This is a genomic window from Salmonella sp. SAL04214 (genome assembly GCF_046550615.1).
GTDB lineage: Bacteria > Pseudomonadota > Gammaproteobacteria > Enterobacterales > Enterobacteriaceae > Salmonella > Salmonella enterica.
The window spans coordinates 298766-323961 of sequence record NZ_JBGDXT010000004.1 but is presented as its reverse complement, the minus strand read 5'-3'; the positions used below and the strand labels follow the sequence as shown (position 1 = coordinate 323961).

The following is a 25196-nucleotide window of genomic DNA, read 5'->3' as shown; positions in this document are numbered from 1 at the left end:
TATTAAGGTAAGCTATGCGTCGTCTCTTTCATTTTCTGATGAATAATATTCGCGAACATTTCATGCTTTACGTTATTCTTTGGTCGCTGCTGGCGGTGATGGATATTGTTTATCTCCTTTTCTTCTGATTGCTTTTCATTGACGTTAACTGACACTTCCTGAAAGTTCCTCACTTTTTATTTCATAACGTTGAAGCACGGCAATAATGCCAGTTCCTGCCGTTGCGCGGTTATCAGGGGGAAATATCTCGAAACTTCTGAAGCTGAACCGCAAACAACATCAAAATTATTGAAATAAAAATAAATATCATTCAAATTCTTATTTATAAGTTGCATTCGGCGCTTTTCCACGCCATTTTCATTCTCTCGTGAAATATTCGTTGGTGTGTTTATGCAATTTAAAAATACTCCACAACTTTATGGCGTGGTTTCCGCCTCGCTCCACTGGCTGACCGCCCTGGTGGTCTATGGCATGTTTGCGTTGGGCTTATGGATGGTCACGCTCAGTTATTACGACGGCTGGTATCACCAGGCACCGGAAATACATAAAAGTATTGGCATATTACTGATGATGGCGCTGATCGTGCGTATTATCTGGCGGCTTTATTCTCCGCCGCCCGTTGCGTTGACCAGCTATTCCCGTTTAACGCGCGCTGGCGCCGCCGCGGGTCATCTCCTCCTGTATCTCCTGCTCTTTGCGATAATCATTAGCGGCTACCTGATTTCCACCGCCGATGGTAAACCGATTAGCGTCTTTGGCTGGTTTGAGATTCCGGCCACGCTTACGGACGCGGGCGCGCAGGCTGACATCGCCGGAACGCTGCATCTGTGGTTTGCCTGGTCGCTGGTCATTATCTCGCTCTCGCATGGGGTTATGGCGCTAAAACACCATTTCATCGATAAAGACGACACACTGAAACGTATGACAGGAATGTCGTCATCTGACTATGGAGCTCAAAAATGAAAAAAAACCTGCTGGGATTCACCCTCGCATCTTTGTTATTCACGACCGGTTCCGCCGTGGCGGCGGAGTATAAAATTGATAAAGAAGGCCAACATGCGTTCGTCAATTTCCGTATCCAGCATCTGGGCTACAGCTGGCTATACGGCACCTTTAAAGATTTCGACGGCACGTTTACTTTTGACGAAAAAAATCCGTCGGCAGACAAAGTGAACGTGACCATTAACACCAATAGCGTCGACACTAACCATGCCGAACGTGACAAACACCTGCGTAGCGCGGAATTTCTTAATGTTGCGAAATTCCCGCAGGCAACCTTCACCTCTACCAGCGTGAAAAAAGAGGGCGATGAACTGGATATTACCGGCAATCTGACGCTCAATGGCGTGACTAAACCGGTGACGCTGGAAGCGAAGCTGATGGGCCAGGGCGACGATCCGTGGGGCGGTAAGCGCGCGGGCTTTGAGGCCGAAGGAAAAATTAAGCTGAAGGATTTCAATATAACTACCGATCTCGGCCCGGCCTCACAAGAGGTTGAGCTTATCATCTCAGTAGAAGGCGTTCAGCAGAAGTAACGCCTGGCGAAATGCCGGATAGCGGCCTTTACGCCGCTATCCGGCAAAATATTACTCAGCCGGATCGGGAATGCTCAGTTTGCTATTAAGCCGACCACGCGATTTATTAAAAATTTTGTTGCCGTTCTCGCGACCCGCACGACGTCGGCGCTGTTCTTCCTCCGGCAAGGCCAACTCTTCACAGCATTGTTCACTACAGCAGCCGTTAAATTTACTGGCGCACTGCGGACACTGGATAAACAGCAGATGGCAACCGTCATTTTTGCAGTTGGTATGGCTATCGCAGGGCGCGCCGCACTGATGGCAATGCGCGATAACCTCATCCGAGATTCGTTCACCCATTCGCTCATCAAATACAAAGTTTTTGCCGATAAAGCGAACGGGAAGCCCCTGCTCGCGCGCGCGACGGGCGTACTCAATGATGCCACCCTCAATATGCCAGACTTTATTGAAACCGTTGTGTTTCATCCAGGCGCTGGCTTTCTCACAACGAATACCGCCGGTACAGTACATCACTATCTTTTTATCTGCATGTTCCCACAGCATTTCAACCGCTTTTGGCAACTGTTCACGAAACGTATCCGCCGGGATTTCCAGAGCATTTTCGAAATGGCCAACTTCATACTCATAGTGGTTGCGCATATCAATAAAGACCGCGTCAGGATCGTCCAGCATCACATTCACATCTGCCGCCTTCAGATAATCGCCGACATTACTGGCGTCAAAACTCGGATCGCCAATTCCGTCAGCGACGATACGGTCGCGAACTTTCATACGCAGCACCCAAAATGACTTTCCGTCATCCTCCAGCGCGATATTTAAACGCAGCCCGTCCAGCGCGGGATCGAACGTATAAAGCTGTTGACGAAACGTCTCGAGCTTGCTTTGCGGCACGCTGATTTGCGCATTGATGCCTTCATGCGCCAGGTAAACGCGACCAAAAACGTCCAACGCCGTAAACACCTGATACAACGCGTCCCGCGTCTGTTGCGGCGAGGCGATAGTGAAATATTTATAAAAAGAAATTGTCGTACGCGGCTCACTTTCCGCCAGCATTTTGGCTTTCAGCTCGTCATTAGAGATGCGGTTGTGTAACACTGGCATGGTGTACGTATCCTGCAATCAGCAAAAAATAAAGTGGGCAGGCATGATAAGGCAAGTCTCGCCAATTTACATCCACACATTTTGCGCTACATTTCCTGCTTTACACTAAATAATTAACAACAATTGTCGATTTAATCGCCACTCTCCTGCTACATATTTTTGCTCAACGCAAAAAGATGCGAGAATACGGGGAATTGTTCGTTGAAAGACAGGATAGAAATGACGAAGTTGCCTAAGTTCTCCGTGGCCTTACTGCACCCGCGCTATTGGTTAACCTGGTTGGGTATAGGCGCGCTTTGGTTGGTCGTGCAACTCCCCTACCCGGTCATCTATAAATTGGGTTGCGCATTGGGCCACCTGGCGCGACGCGTAATGAAACGCCGCGCGAAAATCGCCTATCGCAACCTTGAATTATGCTTTCCGGAAATGAGCGCGCAGGAACGCCACACCATGGTGGTCAAAAACTTTGAATCCGTCGGTATGGGCGTGATGGAAACCGGCATGGCCTGGTTCTGGCCCGATCGGCGAGTGAACCGCTGGATGGAAGCGAGCGGTCTGGAGCATATCCGTGAAGTTAAGGCGCAGGGGCTGGGGTTCATTCTGGTAGGAATACATTTTCTTACCCTTGAGTTTGGCGCCCGCATGTTTGGTATGCATAACCCGGGTATCGGAGTTTATCGCCCGAATGATAATCCGTTGCTCGACTGGTTACAGACCTGGGGACGCTTACGCTCCAATAAATCGATGTTGGATCGCAAAGATCTGAAAGGCATGATTAAGGCATTGAAAAGCGGCGAATTGATCTGGTATGCGCCGGATCACGATTATGGCCCGCGCGCCAGCGTTTTTGTACCATTATTTGCCGTCGACCAGGCCGCCACGACCTCCGGTACCTGGATGCTGGCGCGCATGTCTAAAGCCTGTATTATCCCCTTCGTGCCTCGCCGTAAACCCGATGGAAAAGGCTACGAACTGATCATTCTTCCTGCGGAATATTCGCCTCCGCTGGAGAGCGCAGAAGCGACTGCCGCGTGGATGAATAAGATTGTCGAGCAGTGCATTATGATGGCGCCAGAGCAGTATATGTGGTTGCATCGCCGCTTTAAAACTCGCCCTGAAGGCGTACCGTCGCGCTATTGACAGGATTGCAGCCGTCAGGCTGCAATTTTTCCCCTCTTTTAGCTTTAAAAGCTCCCCACATTGCGAGGCTGGTAAGGTCGGCGCATAATTATAATTAGTACGCTCATAATTAAATTGATGATAGCGCAAACCGCGCATCATACTGTGGAACGCTATGTCACCCTCTGATGTCCCCATAAACTGGAAACGCAATCTAACCGTTACCTGGCTGGGCTGTTTTTTAACCGGCGCGGCATTCAGCCTGGTCATGCCTTTTCTCCCTCTCTACGTTGAGCAACTCGGCGTAACAGGCCATAGCGCGCTCAACATGTGGTCCGGGCTGGTCTTTAGTATTACGTTCCTCTTTTCAGCTATCGCTTCCCCTTTTTGGGGCGGTCTGGCGGATCGTAAAGGGCGTAAGATCATGCTGTTGCGTTCCGCTCTCGGCATGGCCATTGTGATGCTGTTAATGGGCATGGCGCAAAATATCTGGCAATTTATGATCCTCCGCGCGTTATTAGGCCTGTTGGGCGGATTTATTCCCAACGCCAATGCGCTCATCGCCACTCAGGTGCCGCGCCACAAAAGCGGCTGGGCGCTAGGGACGCTCTCTACTGGCGGCGTCAGCGGCGCTCTGCTTGGCCCACTTGCGGGTGGTCTGCTCGCCGACCATTACGGCCTTCGCCCGGTCTTTTTTATTACCGCCAGCGTTTTGTTTATCTGTTTTCTGCTCACCTTCTTTTTTATTCGCGAGAATTTCCTGCCGGTGAGCAAAAAAGAGATGCTTCACGTTCGGGAAGTGGTCGCCTCGTTAAAAAATCCCCGCCTGGTGTTAAGCCTGTTTGTCACCACGCTGATTATTCAGGTGGCGACGGGGTCTATTGCGCCCATCCTGACGCTCTATGTGCGCGAACTCGCGGGAAATGTCAGTAATATTGCGTTCATTAGCGGGATGATAGCGTCCGTTCCCGGCGTGGCGGCATTACTTAGCGCCCCCCGGCTCGGCAAGCTCGGCGACAGAATTGGCCCGGAAAAGATCCTTATCGTCGCGCTGATTATTTCCGTACTGCTGCTGATTCCAATGTCTTTTGTGCAAACGCCGTGGCAACTCGCGCTATTGCGGTTTCTGCTTGGCGCGGCGGATGGCGCGCTGCTGCCAGCCGTTCAAACTCTGCTGGTTTACAACTCTACCAACCAGATAGCCGGGCGCATATTCAGTTACAACCAATCTTTCCGCGATATCGGCAACGTCACCGGCCCTCTCATGGGCGCCGCAATTTCCGCGAGCTATGGCTTCCGCGCCGTATTCTGCGTCACGGCAGGCGTGGTGTTGTTCAATGCTATTTATTCATGGAACAGCTTACGACGGCGCAGACTGGCAATAGAATGATTTTTGCGCTTTCATACTTGCAATATCACAGAATCAGCTATTCTTTCCCTAAATACCTCGTCAAATCAAAGGGAGACACTGATGACCATGTATGCCACGCTGGAAGAAGCTATCGATGCAGCCCGGGAAGAATTTCTGGCTGACCATCCAGGCCTCGAACAAGATGAAGCGAATGTGCAGCAGTTCAACGTTCAGAAATATGTACTGCAGGATGGGGACATCATGTGGCAGGTCGAATTTTTCGCCGATGAAGGTGAAGATGGCGAATGTCTGCCGATGCTGAGTGGTGAAGCCGCGCAGAGCGTGTTTGACGGCGATTATGATGAGATAGAGATCCGCCAGGAATGGCAGGAAGAGAATACTTTGCATGAATGGGATGAAGGGGAATTCCAGCTTGAACCCCCGCTTGATACCGAGGAAGGCCGTACTGCGGCAGACGAATGGGATGAGCGTTAATTACTCATAAGGCCCGTGGTGAATATCGAGCGGCAGTAGCAGTGTATCGAAGATCAGTGAGAATGGCAGATCGAGGATAGTGATATAGCGCCATGCGGAATCACGCATATCCCACTGCACGCCAGGGTAATACTGGTTGCCGTGTCCTTGTCCTGGGATCGTTCTGCTGATAATACTACCGCAGCCGCTCAGGGTAATCACCATTATGCTCACCGCGAATATACGCACCTGATACCTCACTTCACTATAAAAATACCGGCATCACGCCGGTATTTTTCACCTCACTCCAGACCTGAAGACCTTATCCCGCTGACGATGCTCGTCCCTGCAACGCCTGCGGATTCAGGACGAGAGACTGATAATGGTTTACCCAGGAAGAGTATCTCTCTGGCGCATTCCAGACCCGATAGTGTAAACGCGCCATCGTCACCGGATCGCTGAGCAAAACCAGACGCCGATCGCGGTTCAGTTTCTCCGGCGTTTCGTTTAGCGCCTGCTCCACATGACGATCGCGGGCTATTTCCAGCACCTTACTGGCGCGGTGACGCGCGGTGGCCATCGCGGTCGCCAGCGCATTAAGCGACGGGTTAAATACCGCATGCATAAAGCCATCGTCCAGAATACGGCGGCGATTCATCTCCAGATATTTATCGGTATCGACCAACACCTGAGGCGGCGAATACTCTTCCGGGATCAGGAACAGCTTCCAGCGTTTGGTGCGTAATCCTACCGTTGAACGACTGGAGATCACCGAAACAAATGGCGACAGAATCAGCGAAAAGACAATCGGCGCCAGCCAGAACAGAAAGCGTAAATCCAGCCACGCCATACCCACCGCCCAGACCAGCCCCAGCAGCAGTTGAGAACCGTGACGCATAAAGGCTTCTCCCCACGGCGTAGAATCATCGTCGCGTTGCGGTGAGTTCCAGACCACTTCCCAGCCGAGGAACGCGCTGACCACAAACACGGTATGAAACAGCATACGCACCGGCGCCAGCAACACGGAGAACAGCACTTCCAGCAACAGCGACAGCGTAACGCGCCAGAAACCGCCATACTCTTTGGTGCCTTTACACCAGATCAGCATAATACTGAGCAGCTTCGGCAGGAACAGCAGCACCATCGTTGATGCAAACAGCGCGATTGCCAGTTCCGGACGCCACTGCGGCCAGACCGGAAAAAGCTGGCGCGGCTGAAGGAAATATTGCGGCTCCGTTAACGCATGAACGACCTGCAGCGCGGTAGAAAGCGCGAGGAACATGAACCATAACGGCGCGGACAGATATGACATTACCCCGGTCAGGAACACGGCGCGATGCACCGGGTGCATTCCTTTCACCAGGAACAGACGAAAGTTCATCAGGTTGCCGTGACACCAGCGGCGGTCGCGTTTAAGCTCATCCAGCAGGTTTGGCGGCAGCTCTTCATAGGAGCCGGGGAGATCGTAGGCAATCCAGACGCCCCACCCTGCCCGACGCATTAGCGCCGCCTCCACAAAGTCGTGGGAAAGAATCGATCCGGCGAACGAACCTTCTCCCGGCAGCGGCGCCAGAGCGCAGTGCTCGATAAACGGCTTCACGCGGATAATGGCATTGTGCCCCCAGTAGTGCGACTCCCCCAACTGCCAGAAGTGCAGCCCGGCGGTAAACAGCGGCCCATAAACACGGGTCGCGAACTGTTGGCAGCGGGCATACAGAGTATCCATCCCCGACGCTTTCGGCGAAGACTGGATAATCCCGGCGTTTGGATTCGCTTCCATCAGGCGCACCAGCCCGCTCAGACACTCGCCGCTCATCACTGAGTCCGCGTCCAGCACCACCATATAGCTGTACTGATTGCCCCAGCGGCGGCAAAAATCGTCAATATTGCCGCTTTTGCGTTTCATACGGCGGCGGCGGCGACGGTAAAAAATTTGGCCTTCGCCCTGCACTTCCGCGATAAGCTCCATCCACGCCTTTTGCTCCGCCACGCAGATATCCGGGTTATAACTGTCGCTAAGGATATAGACGTCGAAATGCGCGGCGTTGCCTGTGGCTTTAACGGACTCCCAGGTCGCGCGCAGACCGGCGAAAACGCGGCTAACGTCTTCATTACAGATAGGCATGATCAGCGCCGTCCGGTGTTCCGGATTGAGGGGCTCATCGCCAACCGTAGACGCGGAGATGCTGTACTTATCGCGCCCGATAAGCAGTTGCAGGAAGCCCATCAGCGCCGTCCAGAATCCGGCTGACACCCAGCAGAACAGCACGGCAAACAGAATCAGGATACCGGTTTGCAGCATGTAGGGCAGGAGCTGCATAAAGGAGACCCAAATATCCTGCCCCACCATATCCATAGGATTGATGAGCGCCCATCCCTGATAAGGCAGAATGGTCTTCATATACCAGGTCGCGACGACGGTTTGCGCCAGAGTCAAAATTAACAAAATATAGCGGCGTATAGTGCCGACGGTACGCCATTTTTGCTCGCTCGCCTGCTCTTCTTTTGTCAGACGAGAAACATAGCGCGGCGTCACATCCCGCCCACGCAGACGATCCCAGAAACGGCCAACCGGGTTGGTTCGCCAGGGATCGGGAAACATCGAAGAGCGCGTCGCTTTTGGCATAGCCTGCAACTGATCGCGCCCTTCATCATCTTTAATTAACTGCCCCTTCGCCAATGAATCCGGCCAGGCGTGTTCAAGGCGGGCTTTTACGGAACCCTGCGGTGAATCGTCTTCTCGCGAGTAAGTCCGATGCTCGGCATCCAGCGCCTGATGCACGGCGCGGATGTCAGTTTTCGGCAATGCCGCTTTCTCACGTTCAGAAAGCAGCAGTGCGTCAATATACTCAGTTGTTTTATTCATTGGCAGGTAACTGGTAGCTCCAGGTTTCACTTAGCGTCTGATCGGCATTCACCAATGCGGCACGCATTTCCGTGGTTTTCTTCGCGTCTTTGACTTTCACGCGCAGCATTAAACGCCAGCCTTTAGTGACTGGGTTATAGCGTACATTACTGTCAACGATTTCACCGTTATCGCCAATGCTGGTTTGCGCAGCGACAGGCGTTTCCGGCGGCAGTTTTTTCATGTCGGCGCCAACGAAATCCACCACAAAGGCAATAGTGCCGTCGGGCTGGCGAATCAGATTCGACTGTTTAACGTCGCCCGTTGAGCGGCGTGTTTGCAGCACCCAGGCATTATCCGGCGCATGAAGTTTATCTTCATCGCGGCTGAAGGTCAGAGTGTACTTGAAGTTCATCTCTTTACCCGGTTCCGGCAGTTGATCCGGAGTCCAGTAAGCGACGATGTTATCGTTGGTTTCATCATTGGTCGGAATTTCAACCAGTTCAACCTTACCTTTGCCCCAGTCGCCTTTCGGGGTAATCCAGGCGCTTGGACGCAGGTCGTAGCGATCGTCTAAATCTTCAAAGCGCGAGAACTCGCGGCCACGCTGTAACAGGCCGAATCCCTGAGGGTTTTCCATTGCATAGCTGCTCACAGCGAGGTGTTTTGGATTGTTCAGCGGACGCCAAATCCACTCGCCATTACCCGCATGAATGGATAAGCCGTTCGAGTCATGCAGTTCCGGACGATAGTTGGTCGTCGGCGACGGCTGGTTTGGCCCAAACAGGAACATACTGGTTAATGGCGCAACGCCCAGCTTGCCCACTTTATCGCGCAGATAGACTTTTGACTGCACGTCCACCACGGTATCGCGGCCAGGAATGATCACAAAACGGTAAGCGCCGGTCGCGCGCGGAGAATCGAGTAATGCATAGACGGTCAAACGCTTATCGGTGGGTTTTGGACGCTCAATCCAGAACTCGCGAAAGCGGGGAAACTCTTCACCAGATGGTAAGGCGGTATCAATCGCCAGGCCGCGCGCAGATAAACCATATACCTGGCCTGCGCCGATAACGCGGAAATAGCTGGCGCCAAGCATACTGACGATTTCGTCGTTCTTATCTTTACTGTTAATGGGGTACAGGACTTTGAACCCGGCGAAGCCTAAATCTTTTACCGTGTCTTTATCGTGCTGAACATTGCCAAAATTGAAGTAATCCGGGCTGTATTTGATTCTTTTGACCGTCGTCGCCGTCACTTCGTTAATCTTGACCGGCGTATCGAAGTACATCCCCTGATGGTAAAATTCGAGCTTAAAAGGGGTCTTTAAGTTGTTCCAGTAGGCTTTATCGCTGTTAAACTGGATCTGCTGATAATCCGCATATTTCATGTCGCGGAAAACGGAGGGCAAGTTGCTTTTAGGCGCCTCATAGCCTTTCCCGGCTAAAGATTGAGCTTGTTTTGCCACGTCATCAATACTGAACGCCCAGCTCGATGATGCGTAAAGCGTTAACATAATAGCTGCGCCCAACCAACGCATTTTCATCATTTGTCGTTTATGTTTCATAATAAGTAAGCACTTCCCCCTTTGTGTGCTTATATCGATCCGATCCATTTTAATGGATAATCAGGCATTACGACAACTGAATCCAGGCTTTGTTCAGCGCGCTGGCTCATGGATTAAGCACCTCCCGCGCCTGTTTTCACTTTGCGTGCTTATCCTGGAGACAGGTTGTCGGAGTTGGTGTAGGGTTGCTACCGAATGTAACTATAATTCGCCTTATGGATAAGGTGAAAAATCTGAGAATACGTGACCTTATATGAGCTCTGTACCCGCGCCGCGTGAATATTTTCTTGACTCTATCCGCGCATGGTTGATGTTGTTAGGGATTCCCTTTCATATCTCGTTGATCTATTCCACTCACAGTTGGCATGTCAATAGCGCCACGCCATCGTGGTGGCTAACCCTGTTTAACGATTTTATCCACGCTTTTCGTATGCAGGTATTTTTTGTTATTTCTGGTTATTTTTCGTACATGTTGTTTTTACGTTATCCGTTAAAACGCTGGTGGAAAGTACGGGTAGAACGTGTGGGTATTCCCATGCTTACCGCAATCCCTTTGCTTACCTTGCCGCAATTTATCCTGTTGCAATATGTCAAAGAGAAAACAGAGAACTGGCCTACACTCTCTGCCTATGAAAAATATAATACGTTAGCGTGGGAACTCATTTCACATCTGTGGTTTTTACTGGTGCTGGTGATATTGACCACAGTCAGCATCGGGATTTTTACCTGGTTCCAAAAAAGGCAGGAAACAAGCAAGCCTCGTCCCGCCGCTATTTCACTGGCCAGGCTTTCGCTTATTTTTTTCCTGCTGGGGATGGCTTACGCCGCTATCAGGCGCATTATTTTCATCGTATATCCAGCAATCCTCAGTGACGGCATGTTCAATTTTATTGTGATGCAAACGCTATTTTATGTGCCGTTTTTTATTCTCGGCGCGTTGGCCTTCATTCACCCCGAGCTGAAAGCGCGCTTCACCACACCCTCACGCGGATGCACTTTAGGCGCTGCCGTTGCTTTTATCGCGTATCTGCTGAATCAACGTTATGGGAGCGGCGACGCCTGGATGTACGAAACCGAATCCGTGATTACGATGGTAATGGGGCTATGGATGGTGAACGTGGTATTTTCACTGGGGCATCGCTTGTTAAACTTCCAGTCCACGCGTGTCACCTATTTCGTGAATGCTTCGCTGTTTATCTATCTGGTGCATCATCCCTTAACGCTTTTCTTTGGCGCGTATATTACGCCGCATATCTCCTCCAACCTGATCGGGTTCTTGTGCGGGCTGATATTTGTTATGGGTATTGCGTTAATTCTGTATGAAATTCATTTACGCATCCCGCTCCTGAAATTTCTCTTTTCAGGTAAACCGCCGGTAAAACAAGAAAGCCGCGCCGCGATCGGGTAGTTTTCCGCGCGCGGGTTCACAGCAACCATTCCACAGGTAAAATTGCCGCCAACCGTACCAGAACTCGCTGCCAGAAACGCGTAGCGGGTTCCTTCTTTAACACCTTTTCCTCTTCTTGCTGACGATCGATCCAGTTAATTCGTCCCCAGCGATCCAGCCGCAGTTGCCAGGCCGCATCGCGTTGGCTCTGCGTAAAACGCTTATGAATAAGCGTCGCCAGCGTTTCACTTTCAATGACAAAGCCCATTTCGGTATTTAAAAGCGTTGAACGGGGATCAAAATTAAGCGACCCGATAAACACCTTACTACCATCAATACTGAACGTTTTAGCATGTAAGCTGGAACCTGAGTTCCCGGTGAGTCCGCGATCATGTACGGCGGTTTCATGTTCGCGGGTCGGTTTCAGTTCGTAGAGCTCCACGCCATAGCGCAGTAATTTCTTGCGCCAGCGCGCGTACCCTGCGTGAACGACCGCCACATCGTTGGCCGCCAGAGAGTTAGTTAAGATGGCGATCTTCACGCCTTTCCTGACCAGATTAAGCAACTGCGCCACGCCTGCGCGCGTAGGGACAAAGTAAGCGGAAATAATGTCGATACGCTCCGTCGGCGACCCCATCACGTCAAATAATCGCTGCGGAAGAAGCGAATGGCGCTGCGCCTTCCCCTCGCCTTTAGAAGGGTCATCGCTAAGCAAGCGTGTTTTTGCCCAAATCAGCGGCAACGTTCCGCGATCGAGATCCGCCATAAACTGGCTGGTTTCCAGCTTATGCAGATAACGGCGGGTGATCTCATCGTTATACCAGGATTCGGGAAGTTCGATACGCTGCGTCAGTTCCTGCTCAGAAAGGGATAATACTTGCTGCAATGTCGACACTGAACTACAGCGCCAGTAACGTTCAAAATCATTGGCGACATCATTGACCACCGGGCCAATGGCCATCACGTCCAGATCGGAAAATAGCGGCTCCTCGCCAGCGCCGAAATAGGCATCGCCGATGTTGCGCCCACCGACCAGCGTCACTACGCCGTCGGCAGTGTAACTTTTATTGTGCATCCGCCGATTCAGCCGCGCAAAATCCGTCAAATATCCCAGCGCGCGTAGCGTACGAAAAGAGAAAGGATTAAACAGACGAACTTCGATATTAGGATGGCTATCCAGCAAGCGCAACGTATCATCCAGACCAGGCGTATTGTTATCATCCAGCAGCAGACGAACATGAACGCCGCGCTTCGCCGCCGACAGCAGAACCGAAAAGAGCAGCCGCCCGGACATATCGTCTTCCCAAATATAATACTGCACATCCAGCGTCCGCGCCGCCATTTCGGTCAGGCGGTAGCGGGCGGCAAAAGCGTCCAGACTGTTATCCAGCGCGAGAATGCCGCACTCTCCGGGATGGCGCGCGCATAGCGGTTCAACGGCACGCTCCAGGCGTGTTTTATCAGGCAGGGTCGTCGCCTTGCTGAGTAAGTAATCTTGCGTAAAGCCGGGCAGTTTCTTCATCATAACAGACAAAGTATACCTGTTCAGGCAGAGCGTAACGGGTAATAAAATCTGAAACCGTCCTGACGGCGATCTCAGCGGCCTGGGCGCGTGGATAGCCATAAACGCCGGTACTGATTGCCGGAAAAGCGATGGAACGAAAGTGATTCGCCTCGGCAAGCAGCAAACAATTCCGGTATGCCTCTTCGAGTAGCTCAGCTTCCTGGTGTTCGCCGCCTCGCCAGACGGGCCCCACTGTGTGAATAACCGCCTTTGCCGAAAGCTTGCCAGCAGGCGTGATAACCGCATGTCCCGTCTGACATTCGCCCTGTTGCTGACGGATGAGTTTACAGGCGTCCAGCAATGCCGGCCCCGCCGCGCGATGAATCGCGCCGTCTACGCCACCGCCGCCCATTAATGATGCGTTAGCGGCATTCACAATCGCATCGACGCTAAGTTGAGTGATATCACCCTGTATGACCTGAAGACGTGATGTCATAACCCCCCCCCTTTGTCTCACCTTATCTGCAAAGTGTACAGCAGGGCTTTCAACAGAGTCGCTCTTTTTATATCTATGACACCGCCGTTAACGGTACTCAATATTCATCACCGCCAGGCTTTTTTGCGCATCGAGATAATGCAGCCGTACCGTCGCAATGGACTGAATATCCTGCGGTAATCCAGATGCCTGCCGAAGGTCAATCCGGTGCATTTGCTTTTTACCTTCGCGTAGGCAGGTTAAATCAATATTTTCGGCATGAGTAGAAATATCGCACAGTGGCTCAACAATCGCGCCGCGAAAATGGATAACGCCGCCCTGTACCGTTTGTTGCCCTACCGCAGAATGGATAAAAAAAGCGCAGATACACAGGCCTATGGCAGGGATATTTTTCTTGATTACGGACATGTTAACTCCTCAATGATTAGTCATCCTCGAGGGTTCGGCGTTACCTTATAGCGACATGCCGAGACGATGAGACGCTTTTATCGCCTCTTTATACCCAGGTCAGCCAATCCATTTCCGCCACCATCAAAAACTACTGTGCAGAAGGCGGCCATTGTTGTGATAAATGCAGTGATTGTCCGTCCGAAACAGTAACAATAATTTTAACCGAGTCCTCTGAAGATATATTTACACTAAGACGAGACAACTCAATCGGTTGATTAGCAGGTAAAGATAGCGTTTGTTTTTGCTGTGTATGGCTTTGTCCCCCGACGCCGTCGCGCACAGAGAGAATTTGCACCTGACAGACGCAGGGTTCGTTTAATGTGACCTGAGGGATCACCGTGTAAATATCGCCTTGCTGAGTCGTGGTAAACGTAATCTGATTTGAAAGTGCGGCAAGGAGCAATAAAGTATGCATAATTTCCTCCCGAAAAAAAACAGGGCTTATGCCCTGTTTTTTTATTAGCGCAGACGCTAAATTAATACTGGTTAGCCGTGGCGTTGTTGCCAAAACCAACCTGACGCACCATTACGCTGGAATCAGATGCGGTCTGATTAACCAGCGCGGCGTTATTACCGCCGTATTGGCCGACAGTAATATCGGAGTTTTTAGCGTTCCACTGGTCGATGGTGGCATTGTTTCTGAAACCATTCTGAGTCAGTTCAATAGTACTATTATCCGCACCCTGGCCTACATCGGCGCCGTTACCATAACCGCTCTGGGTAATGGTCGTTTCAGATTTACGGGCATCGCTTTGCAGAGCAAGCGCAGCGTTAGCGGAACCGTACTGATAAATGCTCAACGTGGAATCCGGGCCGGAACTATTGCCGCCGCCGTTATGATTACCGCCGCCGCCCCATTGTGGAACAACGCCTGCCAGAGCACTGCCAGAAACTACGATTGCTGCGAATGCTGCCACTTTTAAAAGTTTCATGGTAAAACCCCCATCGGATTGATTTAAAAGTCGTAACGGTATTAGCGTTGGGTGACGCGAATAGCCATCTGCGACTGTTTCTGCACTACAACTGCTGTTTTCTGCGTACCGTACTGGGTAATATTGGCCTTATTTCCAGAACCTTTCTGGATAATAGCCGCACTATTACCGTAAGCGCTTTGCGATATACTGGCATCGTTGGCATTGCCCGTTTGCTCAATATACGCAAAGTTATAATTCCCTGCCTGGTCGACTTTCGCCCGATTATTTCCTCCTTCTTGTGAAATAACGGACAATAGTTTTGATCCTTCCTGGCGTACTCTGGCACTATTATCCGTGCCGACTTGACCAATAATGGCCGCCTGATTAAATGAAGACTTGCTTAATTCATTTACCGCAAAATTATACTCTGAACGAGCCAGATCATAATTTGTCGCGGTTGCAATCCCAGGCGCACCCAGTATTGTCAACATCATAAATAACAATTTGTTTTTCATGCTGTCACCCTGGACCTGGTCGTACATAGCGAAAATTATCTATTACTTTGTTAGCGACATGCGTTTTTTGTTAACGCGTCGTTACGATGAAGAGTATGTCCGTGGAAACATTTTTAATAACTCACCCACGCGTGGTATTTTGTTATTTAAGCTCATACCAAAGTACTAATAAAACGATAGCCATGTGATTTTTTATAATTGATTTTTGGCCACAGAAGAGAGTGTATCGCGAACCCAAAAAATGAAGTGTTGGTGTGTGTTATGCCTCCATGGGGATGTTCTTATGCTTCCCATGGGGGGGCAATACGCACAAGACGTGACACACTTCGTTTTTTTTGTCTTTGTGCTGTCCAGGTTAATGCCACGTCTCAAATTTCAAGAAAAAATAAAATCAAAACATGACATACAATAATTAAAATGATTAAAAATCAATTAATTATTATAATTTGTATGATTTTTTAAATCTATGCAATAACAGCGAAATGTACAACTTTACTATCAAATCTAAACTTCAAAAAAACCCAAAAACAACATTTTAATATATATTTTTACATCTTGTTACAAGTTTAACACTTGCTTTAAGATTTGTAATGGCTAGATTGAAAACAGTTAAAAGTATTTTCGTAAATATTTTTCTCTTTCTGGATAATGGGCTATTTCAACCCACAGCAGTGCAACATCTGTCAGTACTTCTGGTGCCTTTATTTTATGGGGGCAGCTGTCAGATGTGCGATTAAAAAAAGTGGAGTTTCATCATGTTTAATGAAGTCCATAGTAGTCATGGTCACACACTATTGTTGATCACAAAGCCATCTCTGCAAGCTACGGCATTATTGCAACATTTAAAGCAATCGCTGGCCATAACCGGAAAACTGCATAATATTCAACGTTCTCTGGAAGATATCTCAGCCGGTTGCATTGTTTTAATGGATATGATGGAAGCGGATAAGAAGCTTATCCACTATTGGCAGGATAATTTAAGCCGCAAAAACAATAATATAAAAACATTATTGTTAAATACCCCTGACGATTATCCCTACCGTGAAATTGAAAACTGGCCTCATATTAACGGCGTGTTTTACGCCACTGAAGACCAGGAACACGTGGTCAGCGGATTACAGGGTATTCTGCGGGGCGAATGCTATTTTTCACAAAAATTAGCCAGTTACCTGATTACACACTCAGGAAATTACCGCTACAACAGCACCGAGTCCGCATTACTCACTCATCGCGAAAAAGAGATCCTCAATAAGTTACGTATTGGTGCCTCTAATAATGAAATCGCCAGGTCGCTATTTATCAGCGAGAATACGGTTAAGACACATCTTTATAATCTTTTCAAAAAGATAGCTGTCAAAAATCGCACCCAGGCAGTTTCATGGGCAAACGATAATCTCAGGCGGTAAGGCCATGAAACGCTATCTGACCTGGATTGTAGCAGCAGAGTTACTGTTCGCTACCGGAAACCTGCATGCCAATGAAGTTGAAGTCGAGGTTCCCGGATTGTTAACCGACCATACCGTCTCTTCGATAGGACATGAATTCTATCGTGCATTCAGCGACAAATGGGAAAGCGAATACACCGGCAATCTGACCATTAATGAAAGACCCAGTGCGCGTTGGGGAAGCTGGATCACCATAACGGTAAATCAGGACGTTATTTTCCAGACCTTTTTATTTCCAATGAAAAGAGACTTCGAGAAAACCGTCGTCTTCGCATTAGCGCAAACAGAGGAAGCATTAAATCGCCGACAAATAGATCAAACGCTATTAAGTACGAGTGATTTAGCGCGTGATGAATTCTAAAACATGATTTTTATCCGGAGGCTGTCATGCGTGTTAAACATGCAGTAGTGCTGCTCATGCTTTTTTCGCCATTAACCTGGGCTGGAAATATGACGTTCCAGTTCCGTAATCCTAACTTTGGTGGAAACCCCAATAACGGTTCCTTTTTATTGAATAGCGCCCAGGCGCAAAATTCATATAAAGACCCCGCTTATGATAACGATTTTGGTATCGAAACCCCCTCAGCGTTGGATAACTTTACACAGGCTATTCAATCGCAAATTCTGGGCGGCTTGTTGACCAATATTAATACCGGGAAACCAGGACGTATGGTGACCAACGATTTTATTATCGATATCGCTAATCGCGACGGACAGCTCCAGCTCAACGTCACGGACAGAAAAACGGGAAGAACCTCGACCATCGAAGTGTCAGGTTTACAAACTCAGTCAACCGATTTTTAAGCTACAGTCACTAAAGGATATAAATCATGCCGCGCTTACTTATTTTGGTTGCCGTTTTATTGTTGAGCGGATGCTTAACTGCCCCGCCGAAACAAGCTGCGAAACCGACATTAATGCCCCGCGCACAAAGTTACAAAGATTTGACGCACTTACCTGCTCCCACCGGTAAGATCTTTGTTTCGGTATATAACATTCAGGATGAAACGGGCCAATTTAAACCTTACCCGGCAAGTAACTTTTCTACGGCTGTGCCGCAGAGCGCCACCGCTATGTTGGTCACTGCGCTGAAAGATTCGCGCTGGTTTATCCCGCTGGAACGACAAGGCTTACAGAATCTTTTGAATGAACGGAAAATTATTCGCGCAGCCCAGGAAAACGGCACCGTGGCGATGAATAACCGTATCCCGCTTCAGTCGCTGACGGCGGCAAATATTATGGTGGAAGGTTCTATTATTGGTTATGAAAGTAACGTCAAATCCGGCGGGGTCGGCGCAAGATATTTCGGTATTGGCGCCGATACGCAGTATCAGCTGGATCAGATTGCTGTCAACCTGCGCGTGGTTAACGTCAGTACGGGCGAGATCCTTTCTTCGGTGAACACCAGTAAAACAATCCTTTCCTATGAAGTACAGGCAGGCGTGTTCCGTTTTATTGATTACCAGCGTTTACTGGAAGGCGAAATCGGCTATACCTCGAACGAACCGGTGATGCTGTGTCTGATGTCAGCCATTGAAACCGGCGTTATCTTCCTCATTAATGATGGTATCGATCGCGGCCTGTGGGATTTGCAGAATAAAGCGGACAGGCAAAATGATATTCTGGTGAAATACCGTGAGCTGTCAGTACCGCCAGAATCCTGATGAATACGACAAAGCGTGGGGAAGAACCCCACGCTTTTTTATTTTGTGACCGCCGTATTCGCTGAATGTTGCTCGCGGCGTGATGCCAGCCATAGCCCACTATTTTTCATGGCATAGCCAAAGATTAGCCCCAGCGCCAGCGACGGTAATACCAACCGCCAGTCACCCTGCCCTGCAAATGTCGCACAGGCGCCGATAAATGTTCCCGGGACAAAAGAAAGCAATAGCTGCTTTGCCTGGATACACATCAGGAATGCCACGATCCCCGTCAACACGTAACTGACAATTTCCAGATGCGGCGCCAACGCGCTACCGTGAATAATGACCAGCGCCCACACCATACCGCTTAACAGCGTACAGGCGGAAATCAACAATCCCTTAAAGCCGCCCTGCGGACAGGCGAAATAAGCCGTACAACCTAAAAAACCGGCCCAGCTTAGTAACCCCAGGGAGACGGCCACCCATCCCCATATTCCAGAAAGGATGCCCGTCGTGATAGCAATAGAAAGAAGTATGTTCATGGCGCGCATCATAACAGAAAAGCGGCACATTAATGAGATCACGCACACATTTTATGCAATGATGTAAAACCAGTTGCAGTTAAGGGTGATTTACATCACATTATTCTTCATCTTCTTCCTGAAGTTCATCCCACATGGCCCCTATCGCATCACGCGTTAGCGGCGCCAGAGTGCGCCAGAATGGCGTAACGGCATGGGCTTCAACTTTACCGAGGAAGGTATTGCACCAGGGAAGCAGATAATCGGCAAATAAGGTTTCCAGCGCTTCACTTTCATCTTCGGCAGACTGATCTTCCAGCCAGGAGGCCGCGAGCAATAAAGTGCCAATGTGATCGGCAGGCGTATCGGCCAGCGGCATCCCTCGCGACGTTAAAAAAGCGCGCACCTCAGACTCTTCCGCGCCTTCGACCCACGCACTGCGGTATGGCGCTACCGCGCACTCTTCCCCAACAAATAACGCATTGTAATCAGTGGAAATCTGCGTGATATCGCAGCTTTTCTGTAAACGCGCCAGCATGTCATCCTGCTCCAGCGGCCAGTTTGCCGCCAGTTTACCTTCACGGATTAACGTAAACAGCGGAACCAGTAAAGGATCTTGCGGTTGGCGGTAAAACAACGATCCCAGCACACGGCACAGGATTGAAAACTCATTCATTGATATCTTCCCGTAAATAACGATTATAGTTCGGCAAATTCCGGTACAGGCGCCATACCGCGTGATTCGAGGAAGGCCAGTAAGCGCTGCGGCGAGACGTTCAGGATTCGATCTTCCGGAAAATTCACCGCATCCAGAATTTTCCGGCATTCGGTGAAATCGCCAAGCGTAAAGGCCGTATGGGAATCAGATCCTAACGCTACCCAGCCTCCCGCATCGCGTACGGCGGCAGCGACCGCGCGGCAATTATCTTCGCTTCCTTTACGCGAATGCAGAAAAGAAGAGTTGTTGATTTCCAGCGCTACATGGTGTTTCGCCGCCGCCTGCGCGATGGCTTTAACCTCCACTGGATACTTTGGATTTCCGGGGTGACTAATTATATGCACCTTGCCGCTGGCGATGGTCGCGATCATCGCCTGGGTATTGGTTTCTTTATCATGCGGCGCAAAAACGGGCTCATGAAAGCCTGCGATAATCAGATCCAGCGAGTCGAACATCTTTCCGGAACAATCAATTTCACCGTTAATGTTCTTGATATTCGCCTCAATGCCACGCAGTATCCCCACGCCGTCAACCAGACGCGGCCAGATGCGCATGTTAATAAAATGCCAGTGATGCGGCGCATCTTCCATGTCCGGACCATGATCGGTAATCGCAAAAAGTTTAATGCCTTTGCGTTTGGCTTCCGCGATATAATCGCTCAGAGTACTGTAGGCATGAGTGCTGGCGACGGTATGCATATGCAGGTCAACGGGATACATTGCTCTCTCCTGTAGTCATTTCCGACAAGGATAGCAGGTATCGCCAGCGTTTTTTAGCGAAACCCGGCCCGCGCCGGGTTGATGTCAATATCCTCTCGCCCGATCCACCTGCCCCGTCACCGGCTCTCCCTTCTCCAGTTGGGTAATGGTGCGGCTAATATAATCGATGGCTTCCGCCGGACGGGTGACTGCCGCAATGTGCGGCGTCATGGCAACTCGCGGATGGCGCCATAATGGACTTTCCTGCGGTAACGGTTCCTGGCTAAAGACATCCAACATCGCGCCTTTCAGCTTACCGCTATCAAGCGCAGCCAGCAGATCCGCCTCCTGAACATGCACGCCGCGCGCGAGATTCAACACGTAAGCGCCATCCGGCAATTGATCCAACAATTCGCTATTAATAATTCCTACCGTTTGGGCCGTATTCGGCAGCAGATTAATCAGCACCCGCGTCTGGTTCAGGAAAGCGCGCAGCTCTTCACGCCCTACATAACTTTCCACGCCAGGCCAGGATTTGCGGCTACGACTCCAGCAACGTAACGGGAACCCCCACGCCTGTAGACTTTCTGCCACTTTTGCGCCCAGTACCCCTGCGCCCATGATACCGACGCTAAACTCTTCGCGGGTATATTCCGGCAACGGTTTCCATAGCGCCTGATTTTTCAGCGCCTGATAATCATCGAAACGACGGAACCAGTGTAATACCTGGCTGACGGCATACTCCTGCATTTGCAGGCCCATTCCGGTATCTTCCAGACGGAATAGAGGAATGGAGGCGTCCAGCATTTCCGGATGCGCATTTAATTTACTCAGAATTGCATCCACCCCCGCGCCCAGAGCAAAGACGGCTTTTAAGCGTCTTCCGGCCAGCATTTCAACCGGGGGCTGCCATACAAGCGCATAGTCTGCGGGGTTGTTATCACCGACCTTCCATTCACGAACGCGCGCATGTGGGAGAGCCTTCTCCAGCGCATTTACCCACCAGGCGGCGTTAAATGTCGGGTGATAAAAAATTATCTCCATGTTATCTCCTGAGCAGTATTGTGCGGAATGTGATTGCGCCTGTTATCAGCGTTTTCAACGGGATGTGCAGCATAGCAAATTTCCCGGCGCGGGCAAAAAAAGCAGTTTTCGCCTATTAAAGCCACAGATTGGTGGAAGTTTGTATAAACGCGCTTTTTTTTAAAAAAGTTGATTGACGTAGAAAAGATATTTCCCTACATTAGCGCCCGTTCCAGTAATGCTGGGGCGACAATTTGGTGAGGTGTCCGAGTGGCTGAAGGAGCACGCCTGGAAAGTGTGTATACGGCAACGTATCGGGGGTTCGAATCCCCCCCTCACCGCCATATTTAAGTTGAGAGCCTGTACAGAAGTACGGGCTTTTTTCATATATTTGACCCGTCCATTGCCGGATGGCGGCACAGTTCACAGGCGCCTTATCCGGTCTACATAAGCGCAGCGCCACCGGGTAATAACACCACCATCCGGCTTTCAATTTTAGCCAAGAATTTCAGTGAGTTTTACTTTGCGCCCCTCGTTTGAGGAAAGCGTCGCAGCATCAGCGGTAGCAATGGCATTTGTCGCCGCTTCTCCCGTTAGCAATTTAGCAAACTCCTCGCCTGGCTCCAGACCGTTTATCACATCATGCAAGTACTGCATCTCCAGTTTCATAATTGATGAGAGCCACATCGGCGTACGTTTACCGGGTTTACCATAAGCGATTGCGCCATCCATCTCGCTGGATATGTTACCGTTGCGACGATCATCATCCTCCGCCTGGCTTTCATGCACAAGAAAGTGTGTTTTTTTGCCCGCTTTTATTAGATAACCCGCCGTGTTTTGCATATCAATGAGAATTGCACCTGTCGTGCCCTCAATTAATACATAGTGCTCAGGGTAGTGGAACGATGATCCCCACTGAAGTGTCGCGAAACGACCGCTTTCAAACTCAAGGGTGATTAGGACAACATCATCTTCATCACCAAATTTTTCACCTTTGTGCGCAACATTCCCCGCCGCCATTGAAACCAGGGATGGGGTTTCATCCATGATGAACAGTGTACAATCTAGCTCGTGAATGTGATGGTACAGATGCCCACCTGACTTTGCGCGAATCTTCTTCCATGAGATCTCATCCTGCACGTCTTCAAAACCATTACGTTTAGTGTGAACTTGTGTAACTTCACCAATTTCACCAGCTTTGATGAGCGCTTTAGCGTGGCGAACCCCGTGAAAAAAGTTCATAACGTGACCCGCCATAAAGGTAACACCAGCTTCTTTGCAGGCATCAACCATATCCTTACAATCCTGGTAATTTAAGGCGATAGGTTTTTCACAAAACACGTGTTTTCCCGCTTTAGCCGCCGCAATGACTGGCGCTTTATGTAAGTAATTTGGTGAAGCAATAATTACGCAATCCACATCAGGATGGGTACAAAGCGCCTCCATCGTTGCAGTGGCGACACAGTTCAACTCTTTCGCTATCGGAGCCGCATTTACCGGATCGTAAATCGCAGTGATTTTCGCCCCTTCAACCTTAGACATAAATCGCGCCAGTTCAGCGCCAAAATAACCTGTACCTACAACACCGTATTTCGTCATCATTTATCCTCTATTAAAATTCTTTTGTTGATTGAAAACTTTCACGACGTGCTTTTAGTCTATCCGGAATGGATAGGCCAATAATGAGTAGAATTGTTGCGGTCCAGAAAGCAACAATGAACGTTAGCGCAGCGCCTAGCCCCATTGTTATTCCAAGCCAGGTCGCCGCCATTGAATTGAATGTGCCTGATGTCGCAGCAAGATTATAAATCAGCCCGGTACCCAAACCACGAACCTCAAGAGGAAAGTAGTCGTAGAGAAATTTGGGAACCAACCCGCCAACACCTACGTTAGTCGCCATTAAACCGAATAAACATGCGCCCAGCAGTAAATAATTATCTTGCGGAATTCTGAATAACGGGAAAATGAATAAAAAGGACATGAGAAGACCAATGCTGAACGTTTTCTTCAAACCAATTCTATCTGCGAACAGACCCCAAACGATATTTCCCAATACAGTGCCGAATGCCGCCGCCGTCATTAAATTAGAGACCACGCCCGTATCAAAGCCCTCTCCCGCCAAATATGTAGGCAGTAGACCAAAGATCGGCCAGTTTGCGCCGAAAATAGAGAACAGAACAATAAATACACATAATGTCAGTGGAAATTGAGCTCGATTAAATAGCCCTTTCATTGACAAAGAGAAAACTGACCAGGCACTTTGTGAATGCTTTCCGGGACCACTGAGTTTGGCTTCTTCCCACTCTTTAGATTCAGGAGCCCTGGCCCGGATGTAGATTACTAAAAGAACGGGTAGCAAACCGACAAAAAAAGCAGCACGCCAACCATACGCTTCGGCAAATGACGGCATAAAATAGGCTGCTATGATGTTACCAATACCGAAACCTGAAACCAGAAATGCGCTCGCTTTAGATTTTAAATGCTTTGGCCAACTTTCCACGGCATAAGTAGAAGCGCAAGCATACTCCCCCGCCATCCCCATACCGACAATGAAGCGACTAAGCGTCAGCATAATTACACCGGAAGCCAGGCCACTTAACCCTGTACCTACAGAATAGGCAACTATCGACCACATCATCAACGGCTTACGGCCAAATTTGTCTGCCAGCAGACCAAATAGCGCCCCGCCAAATGGTCGCCCAATAAAGGCCGCTGTGGCAAGGAATGCGCCCTCCATATCTGTCAATCCTAAGTCAGCCTTGATCAGATACATAATGTAGAAAATCAGCATAAAGTCGAAGCCATCAAAAACGTAACCCAGCCATGCTGAAAATAAAGCATTTTTTTGTGGACGAGTTATCTCGCTATACCACGGGAAGAATTTTGCTATCACAATAAAACCCTTATTTGCTGTTACCGTCTGAAATGCTTACGGAATTAATTTTTAAGTTATATCAATTGCCGAATAAGACACAATCAACCGGCACTTTCCGACAACCGCCTGAGATCGTAGCTATGTAAGACGTATATTCATTGTTTATCATCCTTATTCGTAGCTACGTTAAGGACGTGAATACTCAAGACAAAGTCTAACGTTCTGTAACGTAGCCACGGGCTATAAGATTATCGATATGAATACTAAGCAAAGATTAGTACAGTAACTCTTTAACCTTTCTCAAAAGTGGTATTGTAATCCAACGCGATAACGGGTCTGTCTCTCATCGGTATTATTTCTCACCGCTACATTTCCGACCTCAACGTATGGTGTAAATGACTTATTCAGTTTCCAGGCTAAAGCCACATTATGTTCATAGTTTGTTTTTTTGTTATCAAATTTAATTTGATCGCTATCCATCCAGGTAAAGTTATATTCTAATTTCAACTCATCAAAAACATAACCTATATAAGTATCAAATCTATTCGTTTTCTCATCATCACTATAGTTAGCTGTCTTCCTTGCATAGTCATAACGGTAACGACCAGCCATATAAACACCAGAATCAAAATTATATTGCCCCCTTAAATAAGGCTTATAAATTGAAGTGTCTGGACCGCTTTCAAATATAAATCCAGGCTGCAAAACAAAATTGTCCGTAACTTTATAATTATAACTTACGCCCAGTTCTATAGCGTTTGCGACGAGATCGCTTAAATGCTTATCCTGCTCACCATCTACTCCTCCCGATTTAACGCTGGCATCGACATAAAAACCAATGCCGTTAGGAAGCTTTTCAATTATAGCAATACGATCTTTATTAATTCTGGTTCTATCAGCATATTCATGCCGGTAATCAAGGGTTGCCGCTTGTAGATATGATGAAAAAGCTATAAACGAAACCATACCCAGAAGATATTTGTTGATTTTCATAAAATACTCCGCTCATCAA

At 49.2% G+C, this 25196-nt stretch carries 28 protein-coding genes and 1 tRNA gene; 12 read left to right on the top strand and 17 right to left on the bottom strand.

What is annotated here, in order from left to right:
- Positions 1–14: 14 nt before the first annotated feature.
- The 3 genes from ACLJQD_RS09720 (at position 15) to ACLJQD_RS09710 (ending at position 1535) form a co-directional block, all read left to right on the top strand.
- On the top strand, positions 15–128 hold the full coding sequence (locus ACLJQD_RS09720; RefSeq protein WP_001253282.1) for a YceO family protein: 114 nt from the start codon (positions 15–17) through the stop codon (positions 126–128).
- A gap of 262 nt (positions 129–390) precedes the next feature.
- Positions 391–963, top strand: coding sequence for a cytochrome b (locus ACLJQD_RS09715; RefSeq protein WP_017440959.1), 573 nt, complete (start codon positions 391–393; stop codon positions 961–963).
- A complete protein-coding gene (locus tag ACLJQD_RS09710; RefSeq protein ID WP_000739886.1) occupies positions 960–1535 on the top strand; it encodes a YceI family protein in 576 nt (191 codons plus the stop codon). Before ACLJQD_RS09715 ends, ACLJQD_RS09710 begins: the two co-directional genes overlap by 4 nt.
- A gap of 51 nt (positions 1536–1586) precedes the next feature.
- On the opposite strand, the gene ACLJQD_RS09705 is transcribed toward ACLJQD_RS09710, so the two are convergent.
- Positions 1587–2639 (bottom strand): rhodanese-related sulfurtransferase, encoded by a 1053-nt coding sequence (locus ACLJQD_RS09705; protein ID WP_017440958.1) that lies wholly within the window; start codon positions 2637–2639, stop codon positions 1587–1589.
- 219 nt (positions 2640–2858) lie between these two features.
- On the opposite strand from ACLJQD_RS09705, the gene ACLJQD_RS09700 reads away from it, so the two are divergent.
- The 3 genes from ACLJQD_RS09700 to ACLJQD_RS09690 all read left to right on the top strand — a co-directional run bounded on the left by ACLJQD_RS09700 (position 2859) and on the right by ACLJQD_RS09690 (position 5604).
- Positions 2859–3779, top strand: coding sequence for a Kdo(2)-lipid IV(A) acyltransferase (locus tag ACLJQD_RS09700; protein WP_017440957.1), 921 nt, complete (start codon positions 2859–2861; stop codon positions 3777–3779).
- A gap of 154 nt (positions 3780–3933) precedes the next feature.
- Complete coding sequence (gene mdtG, locus ACLJQD_RS09695; RefSeq protein ID WP_017440956.1) at positions 3934–5148, top strand: multidrug efflux MFS transporter MdtG; 1215 nt, start codon at positions 3934–3936, stop codon at positions 5146–5148.
- 81 nt (positions 5149–5229) lie between these two features.
- On the top strand, positions 5230–5604 hold the full coding sequence (locus ACLJQD_RS09690; RefSeq protein ID WP_000180050.1) for a MysB family protein: 375 nt from the start codon (positions 5230–5232) through the stop codon (positions 5602–5604).
- Here the strand turns inward: ACLJQD_RS09690 and ACLJQD_RS09685 are convergent, their stop codons facing one another.
- From ACLJQD_RS09685 to mdoG, 3 genes are all read right to left on the bottom strand, one after another.
- Positions 5605–5832: a YceK/YidQ family lipoprotein gene (locus ACLJQD_RS09685; RefSeq protein WP_001217832.1), complete on the bottom strand. Its 228-nt coding sequence runs from the start codon at positions 5830–5832 to the stop codon at positions 5605–5607.
- A gap of 73 nt (positions 5833–5905) precedes the next feature.
- Complete coding sequence (gene mdoH, locus ACLJQD_RS09680; protein WP_001044607.1) at positions 5906–8449, bottom strand: glucans biosynthesis glucosyltransferase MdoH; 2544 nt, start codon at positions 8447–8449, stop codon at positions 5906–5908.
- A complete protein-coding gene (gene mdoG, locus ACLJQD_RS09675; RefSeq protein WP_023242780.1) occupies positions 8442–9977 on the bottom strand; it encodes a glucans biosynthesis protein MdoG in 1536 nt (511 codons plus the stop codon). Before mdoG ends, mdoH begins: the two co-directional genes overlap by 8 nt.
- A gap of 271 nt (positions 9978–10248) precedes the next feature.
- On the opposite strand from mdoG, the gene mdoC reads away from it, so the two are divergent.
- The gene (mdoC, locus tag ACLJQD_RS09670) at positions 10249–11403 is read left to right on the top strand and encodes a glucans biosynthesis protein MdoC (RefSeq protein ID WP_017440954.1); all 1155 of its coding nucleotides are present in this window, start codon (positions 10249–10251) and stop codon (positions 11401–11403) included.
- A 16-nt stretch (positions 11404–11419) separates the two neighbouring features.
- Here mdoC and ACLJQD_RS09665 read toward each other — a convergent pair whose 3' ends face one another.
- The 6 genes from ACLJQD_RS09665 to csgB form a co-directional block, all read right to left on the bottom strand.
- Positions 11420–12907 carry a phospholipase D family protein gene (locus ACLJQD_RS09665; RefSeq protein WP_000976323.1) on the bottom strand — a complete coding sequence of 496 codons (1488 nt, stop codon included), beginning with the start codon at positions 12905–12907 and terminating at the stop codon, positions 11420–11422.
- Positions 12843–13382 (bottom strand): O-acetyl-ADP-ribose deacetylase, encoded by a 540-nt coding sequence (ymdB, locus tag ACLJQD_RS09660; protein ID WP_000203941.1) that lies wholly within the window; start codon positions 13380–13382, stop codon positions 12843–12845. Before ymdB ends, ACLJQD_RS09665 begins: the two co-directional genes overlap by 65 nt.
- 87 nt (positions 13383–13469) lie before the next feature.
- On the bottom strand, positions 13470–13790 hold the full coding sequence (locus ACLJQD_RS09655) for a type 1 fimbrial protein (protein WP_000111254.1): 321 nt from the start codon (positions 13788–13790) through the stop codon (positions 13470–13472).
- A 130-nt stretch (positions 13791–13920) separates the two neighbouring features.
- Positions 13921–14247: a curli assembly chaperone CsgC gene (gene csgC / locus ACLJQD_RS09650; RefSeq protein ID WP_000557256.1), complete on the bottom strand. Its 327-nt coding sequence runs from the start codon at positions 14245–14247 to the stop codon at positions 13921–13923.
- A gap of 61 nt (positions 14248–14308) precedes the next feature.
- Positions 14309–14764 (bottom strand): curli major subunit CsgA, encoded by a 456-nt coding sequence (csgA, locus tag ACLJQD_RS09645; protein WP_000771416.1) that lies wholly within the window; start codon positions 14762–14764, stop codon positions 14309–14311.
- A gap of 41 nt (positions 14765–14805) precedes the next feature.
- Complete coding sequence (gene csgB / locus ACLJQD_RS09640; protein ID WP_000791656.1) at positions 14806–15261, bottom strand: curli minor subunit CsgB; 456 nt, start codon at positions 15259–15261, stop codon at positions 14806–14808.
- A gap of 755 nt (positions 15262–16016) precedes the next feature.
- Here csgB and csgD point away from each other — a divergent pair.
- From csgD to csgG, 4 genes are read left to right on the top strand one after another with little or no spacing between them, the layout of a single operon-like run.
- On the top strand, positions 16017–16667 hold the full coding sequence (gene csgD, locus ACLJQD_RS09635; protein WP_000481517.1) for a biofilm master transcriptional regulator CsgD: 651 nt from the start codon (positions 16017–16019) through the stop codon (positions 16665–16667).
- A 4-nt stretch (positions 16668–16671) separates the two neighbouring features.
- The gene (csgE, locus tag ACLJQD_RS09630; RefSeq protein WP_000833307.1) at positions 16672–17067 is read left to right on the top strand and encodes a curli production assembly/transport protein CsgE; all 396 of its coding nucleotides are present in this window, start codon (positions 16672–16674) and stop codon (positions 17065–17067) included.
- Positions 17068–17093: 26 nt separating this feature from the next.
- Complete coding sequence (gene csgF / locus ACLJQD_RS09625; RefSeq protein ID WP_001264073.1) at positions 17094–17510, top strand: curli production assembly/transport protein CsgF; 417 nt, start codon at positions 17094–17096, stop codon at positions 17508–17510.
- A gap of 26 nt (positions 17511–17536) precedes the next feature.
- The gene (gene csgG, locus ACLJQD_RS09620) at positions 17537–18370 is read left to right on the top strand and encodes a curli production assembly/transport protein CsgG (RefSeq protein WP_001137620.1); all 834 of its coding nucleotides are present in this window, start codon (positions 17537–17539) and stop codon (positions 18368–18370) included.
- A 38-nt stretch (positions 18371–18408) separates the two neighbouring features.
- Here csgG and ACLJQD_RS09615 read toward each other — a convergent pair whose 3' ends face one another.
- The 4 genes from ACLJQD_RS09615 to ghrA all read right to left on the bottom strand — a co-directional run bounded on the left by ACLJQD_RS09615 (position 18409) and on the right by ghrA (position 21330).
- Entirely contained in the window at positions 18409–18891 is a 483-nt protein-coding gene (locus ACLJQD_RS09615; RefSeq protein ID WP_001546652.1) for a DUF1097 domain-containing protein, read from the bottom strand.
- 100 nt (positions 18892–18991) lie between these two features.
- Positions 18992–19546 carry a molecular chaperone gene (locus ACLJQD_RS09610; protein ID WP_001001883.1) on the bottom strand — a complete coding sequence of 185 codons (555 nt, stop codon included), beginning with the start codon at positions 19544–19546 and terminating at the stop codon, positions 18992–18994.
- A 23-nt stretch (positions 19547–19569) separates the two neighbouring features.
- Complete coding sequence (locus tag ACLJQD_RS09605; RefSeq protein WP_000283643.1) at positions 19570–20307, bottom strand: phosphatase; 738 nt, start codon at positions 20305–20307, stop codon at positions 19570–19572.
- Between the two features lie 84 nt (positions 20308–20391).
- Positions 20392–21330: a glyoxylate/hydroxypyruvate reductase GhrA gene (gene ghrA / locus ACLJQD_RS09600; protein WP_000402552.1), complete on the bottom strand. Its 939-nt coding sequence runs from the start codon at positions 21328–21330 to the stop codon at positions 20392–20394.
- A gap of 235 nt (positions 21331–21565) precedes the next feature.
- On the opposite strand from ghrA, the gene ACLJQD_RS09595 reads away from it, so the two are divergent.
- Positions 21566–21653 (top strand) — tRNA-Ser (locus ACLJQD_RS09595).
- A gap of 151 nt (positions 21654–21804) precedes the next feature.
- Here the strand turns inward: ACLJQD_RS09595 and ACLJQD_RS09590 are convergent.
- The 3 genes from ACLJQD_RS09590 to ACLJQD_RS09580 all read right to left on the bottom strand — a co-directional run bounded on the left by ACLJQD_RS09590 (position 21805) and on the right by ACLJQD_RS09580 (position 25177).
- The gene (locus ACLJQD_RS09590) at positions 21805–22911 is read right to left on the bottom strand and encodes a Gfo/Idh/MocA family protein (protein ID WP_000988589.1); all 1107 of its coding nucleotides are present in this window, start codon (positions 22909–22911) and stop codon (positions 21805–21807) included.
- 10 nt (positions 22912–22921) lie between these two features.
- Positions 22922–24202, bottom strand: coding sequence for an MFS transporter (locus ACLJQD_RS09585; RefSeq protein WP_017440952.1), 1281 nt, complete (start codon positions 24200–24202; stop codon positions 22922–22924).
- A 282-nt stretch (positions 24203–24484) separates the two neighbouring features.
- A complete protein-coding gene (locus tag ACLJQD_RS09580) occupies positions 24485–25177 on the bottom strand; it encodes an oligogalacturonate-specific porin KdgM family protein (protein WP_000700610.1) in 693 nt (230 codons plus the stop codon).
- Between the last annotated feature and the right edge of the window lie 19 nt (positions 25178–25196).